General features: G+C 70.5%; 12 protein-coding genes. 9 read left to right on the top strand and 3 right to left on the bottom strand.

The genetic code is table 11. From position 1 onward, the window contains the following. Complete coding sequence (locus tag ACFWXC_RS01445) at nt 1-1,137, bottom strand: glycerate kinase (RefSeq protein WP_384471566.1); 1,137 nt, start codon at nt 1,135-1,137, stop codon at nt 1-3. A gap of 156 nt (nt 1,138-1,293) precedes the next feature. Between ACFWXC_RS01445 and ACFWXC_RS01440 the strand changes: the two genes are divergently transcribed. From ACFWXC_RS01440 to ACFWXC_RS01420, 5 genes are all read left to right on the top strand, one after another. Beyond that, nucleotides 1,294-2,388: an ADP-ribosylglycohydrolase family protein gene (locus tag ACFWXC_RS01440; RefSeq protein WP_384471198.1), complete on the top strand. Its 1,095-nt coding sequence runs from the start codon at nt 1,294-1,296 to the stop codon at nt 2,386-2,388. Beyond that, a complete protein-coding gene (locus ACFWXC_RS01435) occupies nt 2,385-2,879 on the top strand; it encodes an NUDIX domain-containing protein (RefSeq protein WP_384471196.1) in 495 nt (164 codons plus the stop codon). Before ACFWXC_RS01440 ends, ACFWXC_RS01435 begins: the two co-directional genes overlap by 4 nt. Nucleotides 2,880-3,205: 326 nt before the next feature. After that, a complete protein-coding gene (locus tag ACFWXC_RS01430) occupies nt 3,206-3,910 on the top strand; it encodes a DUF6313 family protein (protein ID WP_384471193.1) in 705 nt (234 codons plus the stop codon). 558 nt (nt 3,911-4,468) lie between these two features. Then, nucleotides 4,469-5,203 carry an NAD-dependent deacetylase gene (locus ACFWXC_RS01425; protein ID WP_384471190.1) on the top strand — a complete coding sequence of 245 codons (735 nt, stop codon included), beginning with the start codon at nt 4,469-4,471 and terminating at the stop codon, nt 5,201-5,203. A gap of 92 nt (nt 5,204-5,295) precedes the next feature. Then, the gene (locus ACFWXC_RS01420) at nt 5,296-5,889 is read left to right on the top strand and encodes a TetR/AcrR family transcriptional regulator (protein WP_384471188.1); all 594 of its coding nucleotides are present in this window, start codon (nt 5,296-5,298) and stop codon (nt 5,887-5,889) included. On the opposite strand, the gene ACFWXC_RS01415 is transcribed toward ACFWXC_RS01420, so the two are convergent. Next, nucleotides 5,886-6,695, bottom strand: a complete 810-nt coding sequence (locus ACFWXC_RS01415; protein WP_384471184.1) for a class II aldolase/adducin family protein — start codon at nt 6,693-6,695, stop codon at nt 5,886-5,888. The genes ACFWXC_RS01420 and ACFWXC_RS01415 overlap by 4 nt on opposite strands. Before the next feature lie 96 nt (nt 6,696-6,791). Then, a complete protein-coding gene (locus tag ACFWXC_RS01410; protein WP_384471181.1) occupies nt 6,792-8,333 on the bottom strand; it encodes an aldehyde dehydrogenase family protein in 1,542 nt (513 codons plus the stop codon). Nucleotides 8,334-8,475: 142 nt separating this feature from the next. Here ACFWXC_RS01410 and ACFWXC_RS01405 point away from each other — a divergent pair, with 142 nt between their 5' ends. The 4 genes from ACFWXC_RS01405 to ACFWXC_RS01390 all read left to right on the top strand — a co-directional run bounded on the left by ACFWXC_RS01405 (nt 8,476) and on the right by ACFWXC_RS01390 (nt 13,085). Further along, a complete protein-coding gene (locus tag ACFWXC_RS01405; protein ID WP_384471178.1) occupies nt 8,476-9,456 on the top strand; it encodes an SMP-30/gluconolactonase/LRE family protein in 981 nt (326 codons plus the stop codon). Between the two features lie 130 nt (nt 9,457-9,586). After that, entirely contained in the window at nt 9,587-10,426 is an 840-nt protein-coding gene (locus ACFWXC_RS01400) for an SDR family NAD(P)-dependent oxidoreductase (protein WP_384471175.1), read from the top strand. Nucleotides 10,427-10,554: 128 nt separating this feature from the next. Beyond that, complete coding sequence (locus tag ACFWXC_RS01395) at nt 10,555-11,733, top strand: amino acid deaminase/aldolase (protein ID WP_384471563.1); 1,179 nt, start codon at nt 10,555-10,557, stop codon at nt 11,731-11,733. 80 nt (nt 11,734-11,813) lie between these two features. After that, nucleotides 11,814-13,085 (top strand): MFS transporter, encoded by a 1,272-nt coding sequence (locus ACFWXC_RS01390; RefSeq protein WP_384471172.1) that lies wholly within the window; start codon nt 11,814-11,816, stop codon nt 13,083-13,085. Nucleotides 13,086-13,091: the final 6 nt, after the last annotated feature.

Raw genomic sequence — 13,091 nt, 5'->3', positions numbered from 1 at the left:
TCAGCAGAGAAAGTCACGCGCGATCTGCTCCGCCACCCGCTCCAGGATCGGCCCGGCGTCCGCGATGCACTTCACCACGTCGGGCTCCACCTCGGTCAGCGGGTAGGCGCGACGGATACCGGCCCGGCCGAGCGCCGCCGGCGGCAGGGCGAGGCGGCCGCACACCGCCACGACCTCCTTGTCGGCGGCGCGTGCCGCGGCCGCCACTCCGGCCGGCGCCTTCCCGTGCAGGGTCTGCTCGTCCAGCGACCCCTCGCCCGTGATCACCAGCGAGGCCCGCTCCAGCGCGGGCGCGAAGCCCAGGACGTCGAGCATGACCTCGATACCGGGCCGGAAGCGGGCGCCGAGCAGCAGGGCGCCGTATCCGATGCCCCCGGCGGCCCCCGCGCCCGGCGCGACCGCGTACTCGACGGCGCGCGGACCGCCCTCGGCCTCCAGGACCTTCACGAAGTGGCTCAGCGCCTCGTCCAGGGCCGCCACGTCGTCCGGCGAGGCCCCCTTCTGCGGGCCGTACACCGCGGGCGCGCCCTTCGGGCCCGTGAGCGGGTTGTCGACGTCGCTGGCGAGGACCAGGTCGATGTCGGACAGGCGCGGGTCCAGCCCGGACAGGTCCACGCGGGCCAGGCCGGCGAGGCCGCCGCCGCCCGGCGGTACCGGTTCGCCGTCCTCGTCCAGGAACCGCGCCCCGAGCGCGGAGAGCATCCCGGCGCCGCCGTCGGTCGTGGCGCTCCCCCCGACACCGAAGACGATCGTGCGCGCACCCGCGTCCAGCGCGGCCCGCAGCAGTTCTCCGGAGCCGTACGTGGAGGCCGTCAGGGGCGCGAAGACACCGCGGGGCAGCCGCTGGAGACCGCTCGCCTCGGCCATCTCCACGACCGCGGTGTCACCGCGCAGCGCGAACGCGGCGGTGACCTCCTGCCCCAGGGGTCCGGCGACCTGCCGCTCGTGCCGTTCGAATCCGGCCGCGACGGCCGCCGCCACCGTGCCGTCCCCGCCGTCCGCGACGGGCAGCGCCTCGACGTCGAGGCCGGGCACGACCCGCCTGAGCCCCGCCGTGACCCGCTCGGCGACCTGTACGGCCGTCAGCGAGCCCTTGAACTTGTCCGCGGCGATGAGCACGCGCTGTGTCACCTGTATCCCCTTGCTCTCCGGGCCTCGCGCACGTCAAGGCCAGTCGCGCCGCTGTGACCTTAACCGGAGGACACCCTCGCCGTCATGCTCCGCCCGAAGCCTGGGAAAGGGCCGGCCACCGCCCAGGAAGGCAAGGCGCCGGAAAACGGGTAGACCACAGCCATGAGCAGTCCGGGGCAAGGATTCACCGATCGTGTGCTCGGCGGCTGGCTCGGCCGGATCGCGGGCAACATGCTCGGCAAACCGGTCGAGCGCGGCGACCTGTGGACCCGTGGACGCATCGACGGCTATCTGCGGCGGGCCGCCGCCCTGCCGCTCACCGACTACCTCCCCGAGCCCGCCGACGAGAGCGACGCCCTCGCCCTGCGGCCGGAGTGGCGGCAGTGCGTGCGCGGCCGCGTCCACGGCAGCTGCCGCGACGACGACGTCGACTACGCGATCCTCGGCCTGCACCTCCTGGAGACCCACGGGTTCGGCTTCAGCACCGAGCAGGTCGGCGAGCTGTGGCTGCAACGGCTGCCGTACCTCCAGACGTTCACCGCGGAGCGGGCCGCCTACCGCAACCTCGCCAACGGGCTGAAACCGCCCCTCACCGCCACCTACGACAACCCCTACCAGGAGTGGATCGGCGCCCTGATCCGCGCCGACGTCTTCGGCTGGACCTCCCCCGGCGCCCCGCACCGGGCCGCCACCCTGGCCCGCCGCGACGCCGTGCTCTCCCATTCCGGGAACGGGGTGTACGGCGCGATGTGGGCCGCCGCGCTGATCTCGGCGGCGTTCACCGCGCCGACGGTGCGGCAGGCGGTCGACACCGCGCTCACCGTCGTACCGGCGAGCTGCCGCGTGGCCCGGACCGTGCGCCGGGTCGTCTCCCTGTACGAGACCCGGCTGAGCTGGGAGGACACCCTCGACACCGTCTCCGCCGAGACCTCCGGCCTCGGCTGGATCCACACCGTCCCGAACGTGGCCGTGCTCACCGCCGGACTGCTCTACGGCGACGGCGACTTCACCCGGACCATCGCCCTCACCGTGCGCGGCGGCCTGGACACCGACTCCAACGGGGCGACGGCGGGCTCGGTGGCCGGGGTGATGACCGGCGCGGCGGCCGTCCCGGAGCAGTGGAAGGCCCCCCTTGAGGACACGGTCCGCAGCGCCGTCTTCGGCTTCGACGGGGCCCGCATCAGCGACCTGGCGGAGCGCACCGTGCGCCTCGCCCGGACGAGCACGGAGTCCGCACTGGCTACTCTTCCTGAGTGACCACGACTGACGCCTACGCCGCGTACATCGCGAGCCTCCCCCGGATCCTCGCCGGGGCCGCCGCGCTCATCCGGGACACCGAGGGACGGGTGCTGCTCGTCGAACCCAACTATCGGGAGGGCTGGGCGCTGCCGGGCGGGACCGTCGAGTCCGACGACGGGGAAACCCCGCGGCAGGGCGCCCGCCGGGAGACCCTGGAGGAGATCGGCCTGGACCGCGAGATGGGCCGGCTGCTCGCGGTGGACTGGGTGCACGGCACGGGTCGACCGCCGATCGTCGCCTATCTGTACGACGGCGGCGTCCTCTCCGACGCCGACCTCAAGGCGATCCGGCTCCAGGAGGAGGAGCTGCTGTCCTGGCGGCTGGTCCCCCGCGTGGAACTCACCACGTATCTGGCGGGCTCCCTGGGCCGCCGCGTACTGGCCGCACTGGACGTGCTGGACGAGAGCGCGGGCACCGCAGAGCTGGAGAACGGCCACCGCGCGGAGTGACCCCGGGGGGGCGGGCGACAACCGTTCGCCACCAACACCCCACCCCCGAACACATGGCCAAGCCCCTCGGCGCCATCCTCAGGGGCGCCGGTATCCCGACCGACCGGAGGCTTCCCGCCTGCCTGTAGTGCCAGGTGCGCTGAGGCCCCCGGGAGCGGGTGACCAACCAAGAGATTCGTGGTTCAACCCGTGCGATCAGTGTCTGGGGGCCCTGACGGCGACCGAGGTTACGACGGTGACACGAATCCATGATCCGTTGGCGCCAGTCTGGCAGGTGGTGCAAAATCTACCCCCGCTGACGCGATGGGATCTGTACTGCGCAGATCATGCGCGCAGCGAGTCGTGAACGGGGGACTGTGTTGTCTGGGGGACCCATCCCGATCCCGCCGGATTTGAAGCTGGCACCGGCCAAGAGCCCTCTACGTGCGCGAATGCGCCGATCATGGCGATCAAGGAAGGCACTCAAGGGCTTTACCCAGTGGCTGATCGACTGGGGCATACCGCTCACTGCAGGCGCGATCGCCGTATACGTCTACGCCGCGCGCACCACCTCACCCAGCCACGTGTACAGGGCCTTCACGCTGATCGACCCTCCGGATCGCTTCGCGCTGTGGTTACCGTCCGTCGTCGGGTGGCTCCTTGTGCCGGCGATCATCGGTGGCGTGGCCGGTCATGTCATTGCCCAGCGCATCAGCAGCGTGAAGGCGATCTCCACAGAGAAGTTGTTCCGCCGCCGCACCTGGGGGCAGAGGCTGAAACCCCCTGGTCTCATCCCAGACCTACGGACGTATTTCCACGGCTCTTACGCCCAGCAGAACTTCGTCGACGCGTGGGTACGCATCGCCCATCGCAACGACTGGGAGCGCGCCCAAGACCACTGGGAAGTCTTCATCCGAGACATGGTGTCGACCCAGCAGTACGCTCACCTGGACCGACATGAATGCCTCAGCCAAGCGCAAGACACCGCACATCTCACGTTCGTCATCACAGCCCAGGCGGGCATCTGCATCGTGTGTGAGAGGAGGCGGTAACCGTGCGATCCGAAGACGCCGTTGAGATTGTGCGAGCCTCCCTCGCCCTAGCGTTTCCAGGTGCTTCCGCAGAAGGCCTCACAAAAGCCGCTGAACTTGTTGTCCGTTGGGGATCGGAAGGCGTTGCCGAGCATCTCGACCAAGCCCTGACCCGCCGGATGCTGCAAGATCTTCTTGAGGTTACAGGCGCGCGTCGCTTCGAGATGGCAGACCCAGAATGGGAACGAGGCGATCCACCCGCCGGCTATCGCACCTGGTCAAGACCCGAACAGGTCGACGACGATGTCCCGTTCCGGCACCGGCCGCCGGACAGGGATGACGGTGAACCACCGCCCCGACGCCCCCCGCGCCCGTTTGGCCCGTCCGCCACGTGATCCGTCCGGAGCGTCGGCCGAAAACCGCGCCCGCCCGGGCAGTGAACGCACCTGGCGCCAAGTACCAGCGTCGGTCTGAGATCGGCGAGGCGTCACGGGATTCGGCCGGAGCGGTGCACCGGGGACACGGCCGCACCCGGATATCCGTTCGCCTCCGTCCGCGCAGGCGTCCTAGTCTCGGCCTATGAACAAGCCTCTCGTCGCCCTCCTGAGTGGCGCAGGCATCTCCACCGATTCCGGGATTCCTGATTATCGCGGTCCCAACGGGCTGTGGCGGAAGGATCCCGAGGCCGAGAAGCTCGTGACGTACGAGTACTACATGGGCGACCCGGAGATCCGGCGCCGGTCCTGGCAGATGCGGCGGAAGAACCGGACGCTGACGGCCGAGCCGAACGCGGCGCACCGGGCCGTCGCCGAACTGGAGAAGTCGGGGACACCCGTACGGGTGATCACGCAGAACGTGGACGGGCTGCACCAGCTCGCCGGCATGCCCGCCCGCAAGGTGCTCGAACTGCACGGCTCGGCACGCAGTGTCGTGTGCACCAAGTGCCATGCGCGAGGGCCGATGGTGGACGCGATCGCCCGCGTCGAGGCCGGCGAGGAGGACCCGCCGTGCCTGGAGTGCGGGGGCATCCTCAAGTCGGCGACGGTGATGTTCGGTGAGCGGCTCGACCCGGTCGTGCTGGGCGAGGCCCTCGCCATCAGCAAGGCCTGCACGGTGTTCATCGCCGTCGGCAGCACCCTCCAGGTGCAGCCCGCCGCCGGACTCGCGGGCGTGGCCGCCGACCACGGCGCCCGGCTGATCATCGTCAACGCCGAGCCGACGCCGTACGACGGACTCGCCGACGAGATCATCCGGGACCCCATCGGGATCGCCCTGCCCGAACGGCTGCGCGAGCTGGGCGGCGGGAACGGCTGAGGCCAGGATTTGGTCAACCGTCCAAGACGCTGCGATAGCATGAGTGGCACACGCATTCCGTTCTCGAAGCAGAAGGCGGCCAGATGTCTCGTATGGCAGCGAAGGACCGACGCGAAGAGCTGATCGCGGCGGGGTTTCGGGTGATGATCCGTGAGGGAGTCGCGAAGGCGACCACACGGGCCATCGTCAACGAGGCGAAAATGCCGTTGGGCGTCTTCCACTACTGCTTCAACTCGCGCGAGGAACTGCTTCAGGAAGTCCTCACCCGCTTCACCGACACCACGGTGGCCACCGCACGGAAGACGTTCGAGGGGGAGGGTGACCTCGGATCGCGTATCACCAGGAGCCTGAGCGCCTTCTGGGGCACCGTCGAACTCAGCCCGGGAGAGCACCAGGTCAGCTACGAGCTCACGCACTACGCCCTGCGCCAGGCCGGGCTGGAGGACCTGGCCCGGCGCCAGTACCGGCACTACCGGGAAGTCCACGAGGAGCTCCTGGAAGAGGCCGCCGAGGCCGCTGACATCGAGTGGACCGTGCCCGTTCCGGTGCTGGCCCGCTACCTCAACGCGGTGCTCGACGGCATCACTCTGAGCTGGCTGGTCGACCGCGACAGCGAGCACAGCCGCGAGGTCCTGCGCCTGACCGGCGAACACCTCCTGACGCTGGCCCGCCCGCGAGCGGCCTAGTCGAACAGGTCCGGCTGTTCCGCGGTGATCTGGTCCCAGAGCGGGCGGAACTGGAACCAGCCCGGCAGCGGACCGGAGATCTGGTCACGGACCGTTCGCGCCGTCTCCGGGTCGATGAGTGTGGGCTCTCCGGCCGCCATGGCCAGCAGCTGGGCCTGGCAGGACCGCTCCATGGTGATGAAGTACCAGGCCGCCTCGGCGACGGACGCGCCGACCGTGAGCAGTCCGTGGTTCCGGAGCACGACGGCCTTGCCGTCGCCGAGGGCCACACCGATGCGCCGGCCCTCCTCGGTGTCGTTCACCACGCCCCGGTAGTCCGCGTAGACGCCGTGGTCCTCGTAGAAGGCGCAGGCGTCCTGGGTGATCGGTGCCAGCGGGACGCCGAGGCTGGAGAAGGCCTTGCCGTGCACGGAGTGGGTGTGGGCCGCCGCGACCACCTCCGGCCTGGCCCGGTGCACCTCGGAGTGGATGCAGAACGCGGCGTTGTTGACCGGGCGCCTGCCTTCCAGGAGCGTGCCGTCGTGGTCGACGAGGATCAGGTCCGAGACGCGGATCCGGCTGAACGACATTCCGAAGGGGTTGACCCAGAAGGCCGACGGGTTCTCGGGGTCACGGGCCGTGATGTGGCCGGCCACCCCCTCGGAGAAGCCGAAACGGGCGAACAGGCGGAAGGCGGCGGCGAGTTCCTGCTTGCGCACCTCGCGCTCCTGCTCGTGGGTCAGGTTCTGCCGGGGCAGCGGCAGGGAGACGCCTTCGGGCAGGGTGCCGACGGAGGCGTGCACGGGTGCCTCGGGAGTGGTGGTCATGATCCGGCCCTCTCGTGAACTGCGGATGCGTGAACTGCGGATGCCTGAACTGGGGTTACGTGAACCGTGGTTACGTGAACTGGGTTATGTGAACCGCTACTTCGCGCGGCGGCGCAGGCCGGTGCCGTACATGACGTCCACCAGGCGGAGGAGCAACCGGTAGGCCGAGGGCTCGTACGGGATCATGTGCAGGTCCCGGCGCATCGGGAACCGGTTCGTGCTGACGGCCTGGAGCCGGGTGTACTTCAGAAATCCCTCGGCCCCGTGCCGGACCCCGAGGCCCGACTCCTTCCAGCCGCCCATCGGCAGGCCCAGGGCCATGTAGTTGGTCTGGGCGTCGTTGATGGTGACGCAACCGGCCTCGAAGCGTTCGGCGAGGCGGCGGGCGCGCTTCACGTCCGATCCGATGATCGAGGCCTGAAGCCCGTACGTGCTGTCGTTGACCAGCCGGAGGGCTTCCTCGGCGTCGGCGACCTTCATCACGGGCAGCGTGGGGCCGAAGGTCTCCTCCCGCATGCACGTCATGCTGTGGTCGACGTCGACGAGCAGCGTGGGTTCGAAGAACCGGCCGGGCCCTTCGGCGACCCGGCCGCCGACGAGTACACGGGCGCCCTTGCGTACGGCGTCCTCCACATGGTCCTCGATGAGCGCCAGTTGGGGCGGGAAGGTGACGGCGCCCACGTCGACGCTGCCGAGCCCGCCCGGCCGGCCCGAGGTGACCTGCTGGAACCGTTCCCGCAGCAGGGCGAGGTACGCGTCGTACACCGGCGCCTCGACGTAGACCCGCTCCACCGAGGTGCACATCTGACCGCCGTTGGACAGCGCCCCCTGGACGGTCACGTTGACGGCCCGCTCCAGGGCGGCGTCGGCGAGGACGACCAGGGCGTCCTTGCCGCCGAGCTCCAGTGAGCAGGGGATGAGACGCTCGCCCGCCCGCGCCGCGACCTGGCGGCCGGTCCTGGTCGATCCGGTGAACATCACGAAGTCCACGGTGTCCACGACCGCGCGCCCGGTGGCTCCCGCGCCGGTGACGACCTGGAAGACGCCCTCGGGCCAGTCGCACTCGCGTGCCATCCGCTCCATGAGCAGCGCGGTGAGCGGGGTCTGTTCGGAGGGCTTCAGGACGACCGCGTTGCCTGCGGCGAGCGCGGGTATGGCGTCCCCGAAGGAGTTGAGCAGCGGGTTGTTCCACGGGCCGATGACCCCGACGACACCGCGCGGCACCCTGCGCGTGTACATGCTGCGGCCCAGGACGAAGGGCGAGAGGGAGCGGATCCGCGTCGGGGCGAGCAGGCCGCGCGCCCGCTTCGCCCAGTGGGCGAAGGCGGCGGCACAGTAGACGATCTCGACGATCGCGTCCTCCCGCGCCTTGCCGTTCTCCTCGACGATGCGGTCGGCGACCTCCTCCCGGTGGGCCAGCAGCCAGCGGCGGCCGCGCGCGAAGAACTCGGCGCGAGCCCGGGTGTCCAGCCCGGCCCAGCCCCGCTGCGCCCGCCGGGCACGCTCCACCGCCCGCGCCACCTCCGCCGCGGACGTGTCGGGCACCTCGCCGACCACCTCTCCGGTGGCGGGGTCGTCCACCGCGATGCGCGCGCCCGTCGGAGGGCCTGCCGCCACGAGGGATTGATTCTGGGTCACGAGAACTCCCCGCCGGAACGTTGACTTCAGTTCACTCAGAATGAGACGGTCGCTCGTACAAGTCAAGCGTCTTGTACAAGCGTCCAAGTTGCGGCGGGAGGCGATGAGCCCTCTCGATCCCGCGCCCCGAAGGAGCGGTCGGATGAAAAGGGCGAAAAGGACGGCATCGGTCGCGCTGAGCGGCCTGGGCGTTCCCGAGTCCCTGCGCTGGCATCAAGGAGCCCTGTGGTTCTCGGATCTCGCGCACGGCACGGTGCACCGGTGGGACGGCACCGGAGAGCCGGAGACGGTGCTCGAGGTCCCCGGCCGGGCGGGCGGACTCGGCTGGCTGCCCGACGGCCGCCTGCTCGTCGTCTCCATGGACGGGGGCCGCGTCCACCGCCTGGAGGCCGACGGCGAACTGGTCGAACACGCCGATCTGCGTCATGTCGCCGGCGGTCCGGTCAACGACATGCTCGTCGACCCCCAAGGCCGCGCCTACGTCGGCAACTTCGGCTTCGACTACCACGCCCACTCCCGCGAGCACCCGAACTCCATGCTCTACGCACCACCCGGGCCGCCGAGAGCCCCGATCGCCTGCCTGGCGCCGGACGGAAGCCTCCTCGGGCTGACCGAACCGCTGCTCTTCCCCAACGGCACCCTGCTCACCGCTGACGGCAGGAACGTGATCGTCGCCGAGACCCTGGCCATGCGGCTCACCGCCTTCACCAGGAACCCCGACGGATCCCTGACGGATCCGCGACCGTGGGCACCCCTGATCTCGCCGCTCCTGTGGCGCCTCGTGAACCACCCCGGGACGGCCGGCCGCATCACCCGCAGGATCTCGGCGTTCCTGGACCACCCCGCCGTCTCGAAGCGCTCCTCGTCCCCGATCGCGCCGGACGGCATCGCATGGGACGCCGACTCCACGTCGATCTGGGTCGCGAACGCCCTTCGCGGCGAATGCGTGCGCATCGCCCCCGGCGGCCGCGCCGTCGAGCGGGTCGCCACCAGCCAGCACACCCTGAGCTGCCTGATGGCCGGACCCGAGGGACGCACTCTCTTCGCCGCCACCGTCCCGACGGACGATCCCGTCCGCGCCGCCGAACTCGACGGCGGCCGCATCGAGATGGTGCGGATGTGAGTCCCGAAGCAACAGAGCCGAAGCAACGAACCCGCAGTAACGAACCCGAAGTGGCGAACCCGAAGTAACAATCCAGGCCAATTCGATCTGAACAATTGACTTGGACAGTTGACCAGGAGAATCTGTGGCCATGCCCCAAACATCCGAGAAGAGCCGGGTCATCCTCGTGACCGGCGCGGCCGGCGGCATCGGTGCCGCCATCGCGGAACTGGCGATCGCACGCGGCCATCGCGTCATGCTGACCGACGTGGACGAGGAGGCCGTCCTGGCCCGCGCCCGCGCCCTCGGCGAACACGCCGCCGCACACCCCCTGGACATCCGCTCCCCCGCGGAGTGGAGCCGGGCCTTCGACGCGGCCCGGGCACGGTTCGGGGTCGTCGACGTGCTGGTCAACAACGCCGGCATCACGCACACCGGGAACGCCCGCGATCTGCGCCCCCAGCAGCACCGCGACATCGTCGAGATCAACCTGCTCGGCACCGTCACGGGGGTCTGCACGGCGCTTGAGCGCATGACCGCGCAGGGCCACGGTCACATCATCAACGTGTGCAGCATGACGTCGTTCCTGCCGCTGCCCGGATACGCCACCTACGGCGGCACGAAGCACGGCCTGCGCGCCTTTCACCACAGCGTGGCGATGGAGGAACGCGACGGACCGGTCGACTTCACCATCGTCCATCCGCCGTCCACCCGGACCGGCATGCTCGTCCAGGAAATGGCCGACCCCACCTCGGCCATCGCCTTCGCGGAGAAGTCCTACGCCCCGGAGCGGATCGCCGCGGCCGTCGTCGACGCGGTCGCCACCAGGCCGGTCGAAGTGGTGTTCCCGGCGTTCGCCGGCCGCGTGCAGCGGATCGCCGGAGTCTTCCCCCGGCTGATGCGCCGCGTCATCCCCCTCGTCGAGGCCAAGGGCCGGCGGCAGCGGGAGCGGCTGCTCTCCGCTCCGGGGATCCCGTCCTCCGGGAACTGAAGGGGCCTTCCCCCGCCCGCTCTTCGAACGAACCTCCCAGAAAGGGTGCGGATGTGAGTGCGCACACGACGTCCCGGCCGGACGCGAGAAAGGCCGTGTCCGCTGTCGGCGGGCCGGACGAGGACCGGATGATCCAGCTGAACCGGGCCACCGAACACCTGGAACCGCCGTTCGCCGTGGTGGACCTGGACGCCTTCGACGGCAACGCCGCGGAGCTGGCACACCGGGCGGCCGGAGCGGCGACCATCCGCCTGGCCAGCAAGTCGGTCCGCAGCCGTGAACTGATCGCACGTGCCGTCGGGCGTCCGGGGTACCGGGGAATCCTCGCCTTCACCCTGCCGGAGGCCCTGTGGCTGGCCGAGGACCACGAGGACGTGGTGATCGGGTACCCGACGACGGACGGCACCGCACTGAAGCGGCTCGCCTCGGACGAGCGCGCGGCCTCGCGCGTCACCCTCATGATCGACTCGGTCGGCCAGCTGGACTTCGTCGACGCGCAGGTCGGCGCCTCCCGCCCCGACCTGCGCGTCTGCATCGACCTGGACGCCTCGCTGGAACTGGCCGGAGGCCGCATCCACCTGGGCCCGTACCGCTCCCCCGTGCACACCCCACAGCAGGCCGCCGCACTCGCCCGCGCCGTCCGGGACCGGCCCGGATTCCGGCTGGCCGGGGTGATGTCCTACGAAGGCCAGATCGCCGGGCTGGGCGACAACCAGCCCGGGTCACTGCTCAGGCGGGCCGCGGTCCGCGCCATGCAGCGCCTGTCCGCCGCCGAACTGGCCGACCGGCGTGCGGCCGTCATAGCCGCCGTCGAGGCCGTGGCTCCGCTGGAGTTCGTCAACGGAGGCGGTACGGGCTCGGTCGAGCAGACCGCCGCCGAACCCGTCATCACCGAGATCGGTGCCGGATCGGGGCTCTACGGACCCGGGCTCTTCGACTTCTACCGGCGCTTCCGCCCCCGGCCCGCCGCCTTCTTCGTGATGTCCGTCGTGCGCCGCCCGAACCCTAAGATCGCCACCGTGCTCGGCGGTGGCTGGATCGCCTCCGGCCCGCCCGGCCGTGACCGGCAGCCCACGTTGACCTGGCCGCACGGCCTGCGCACGAACCCCCGGGAGGGGGCCGGCGAGGTCCAGACCCCGGTCCTGGGGGCCGCCGCGCACGGACTGCGGCTCGGGGACCACGTGTGGTTCCGGCACGCCAAGGCCGGCGAACTGTGCGAACGCGTCAACACGCTCCATCTGGTGTCCGGCGCGGAGATCGTCGACGAGGTCGCGACCTACCGGGGCGAGGGACACGCCTTCCTGTGAGCGGTTTCTGAACCGTTTGAACCTTTTGGACCGTTTGAGCCGTTCCCGAACAGGCCCGTTTCCGCTCCCCGGAGGCCGTGTTGTCCACCGAGTTCCATCCCCCGGCCCCGGTGCCGGAGGCCACCGTCGCGGCCGCTGCCGGCCATGCGCCGGCCGAGCCCGTCTCCCGTGGCTGGATCGGCCTGTTCAGCCTGGTCTGGTTCGGGTACTGGATGGCGAATCTCGTCCCGCTCCAACTGCTGCTCCCGCAGCAGTTGGAGAACATCGACGCGGCGTCCAAGGTGCACAGCTTCGCCGTCGTCAACGCTCTGTCCGGACTGGCCTCACTGGTCGCCCTCCCGGTGTGCGGGGCGCTGTGCGACCGCTCCCGGAGCCGGTTCGGACGCCGAAGGCTCTGGCTCACGGGCGGCGCCCTGGCCTTCGCGGCGGGGCTGGTGGTCACCGGGGAGCAGACGACGGTGACGGGTGTGACCCTCGCGTGGTCGGCGAGCATGCTCGGTCTCAGCGCCGCCACCGCCGGGCTGACCGCCGTGATCGCCGACCGCGTCCCCGCCGGCCAGCGGGGTGTGGTGTCCAGCGCGATCTACGGACCCCAGGCCCTCGGCGTGGTGACCGGCATCGCCCTAGTCTCCGCGTTCGCGCTCTCCCCTGCGAGCGGCTACCTCGTCATCGCGGCTCTGCTGATCGTCTGTACCGTGCCGTTCCTCGCCCGCTTCCGTGACATCCCGTACGACTCCGGGCCCGCCCTGAGTCTGCGGGCGGTGCTCACCTCCATGGGCCGCTCGCTCAGGAACCGCGAGTTCGCCTGGGCGTTCGGCGGACGGCTGCTGGTCAACCTGGCGAACTCGCTGGGTGTCTGTTACACCCTCTACTTCCTGACCGACGACCTGAAGGTCCCCGATCCGACCGGCAGCCTTCTCGCCTGTACGGCCCTCTACCTGGTGGCCGGTGTCCTGGCCAGCTCGGTCGCCGGAGTGCTCTCCGACCGCCTCGGCAGACGGCGGATCTTCGTCGCCCTGGCGGCGCTGCTCCAGGCGGCGTCGGGCTTCCTCCTGGCGAGCTTTCCCGACCTCACCGTCACTCTGGTGGCGTCCGCCGTCATGGGCGGCGGCTTCGGTGCGTACATGGCCGTCGACCAGGCGCTGATCACCCAGGTCCTGCCCGATGCCGAGAGCCGCGCCCAGGATCTCGGCATCATGAACATCGGGACGGTCGTCCCGCCCGCGCTGGCCCCTCTGATCGCCAGCTTCCTCATCACCTCCGACCGCGGCTACCCGCTGCTGTTCTCCTGCGTCGGAGCGGCCGCGGCCGTGGGGGTGCTGCTCGTGTACCGCGTCCGGTCCGTCAGGTAGCGACGC

The organism is Streptomyces sp. NPDC058683 (assembly GCF_042716195.1).
GTDB lineage: Bacteria > Actinomycetota > Actinomycetes > Streptomycetales > Streptomycetaceae > Streptomyces.
The sequence above is the reverse complement of the archived record's forward strand: the minus strand, read 5'-3'. Positions and strand labels throughout refer to the sequence as shown.

Coding starts and splice junctions, on each gene's coding strand:
- ACFWXC_RS01440 (WP_384471198.1), top strand. CDS start 1,294: ATGAGCAGTCCGGGGCAAGGATTCACCGATCGTGTGCTCGGCGGCTGG.
- ACFWXC_RS01430 (WP_384471193.1), top strand. CDS start 3,206: ATGCGCGCAGCGAGTCGTGAACGGGGGACTGTGTTGTCTGGGGGACCC.
- ACFWXC_RS01425 (WP_384471190.1), top strand. CDS start 4,469: ATGAACAAGCCTCTCGTCGCCCTCCTGAGTGGCGCAGGCATCTCCACC.
- ACFWXC_RS01420 (WP_384471188.1), top strand. CDS start 5,296: ATGGCAGCGAAGGACCGACGCGAAGAGCTGATCGCGGCGGGGTTTCGG.
- ACFWXC_RS01415 (WP_384471184.1), bottom strand. CDS start 6,695: ATGACCACCACTCCCGAGGCACCCGTGCACGCCTCCGTCGGCACCCTG.
- ACFWXC_RS01405 (WP_384471178.1), top strand. CDS start 8,476: ATGAAAAGGGCGAAAAGGACGGCATCGGTCGCGCTGAGCGGCCTGGGC.
- ACFWXC_RS01400 (WP_384471175.1), top strand. CDS start 9,587: ATGCCCCAAACATCCGAGAAGAGCCGGGTCATCCTCGTGACCGGCGCG.
- ACFWXC_RS01395 (WP_384471563.1), top strand. CDS start 10,555: ATGATCCAGCTGAACCGGGCCACCGAACACCTGGAACCGCCGTTCGCC.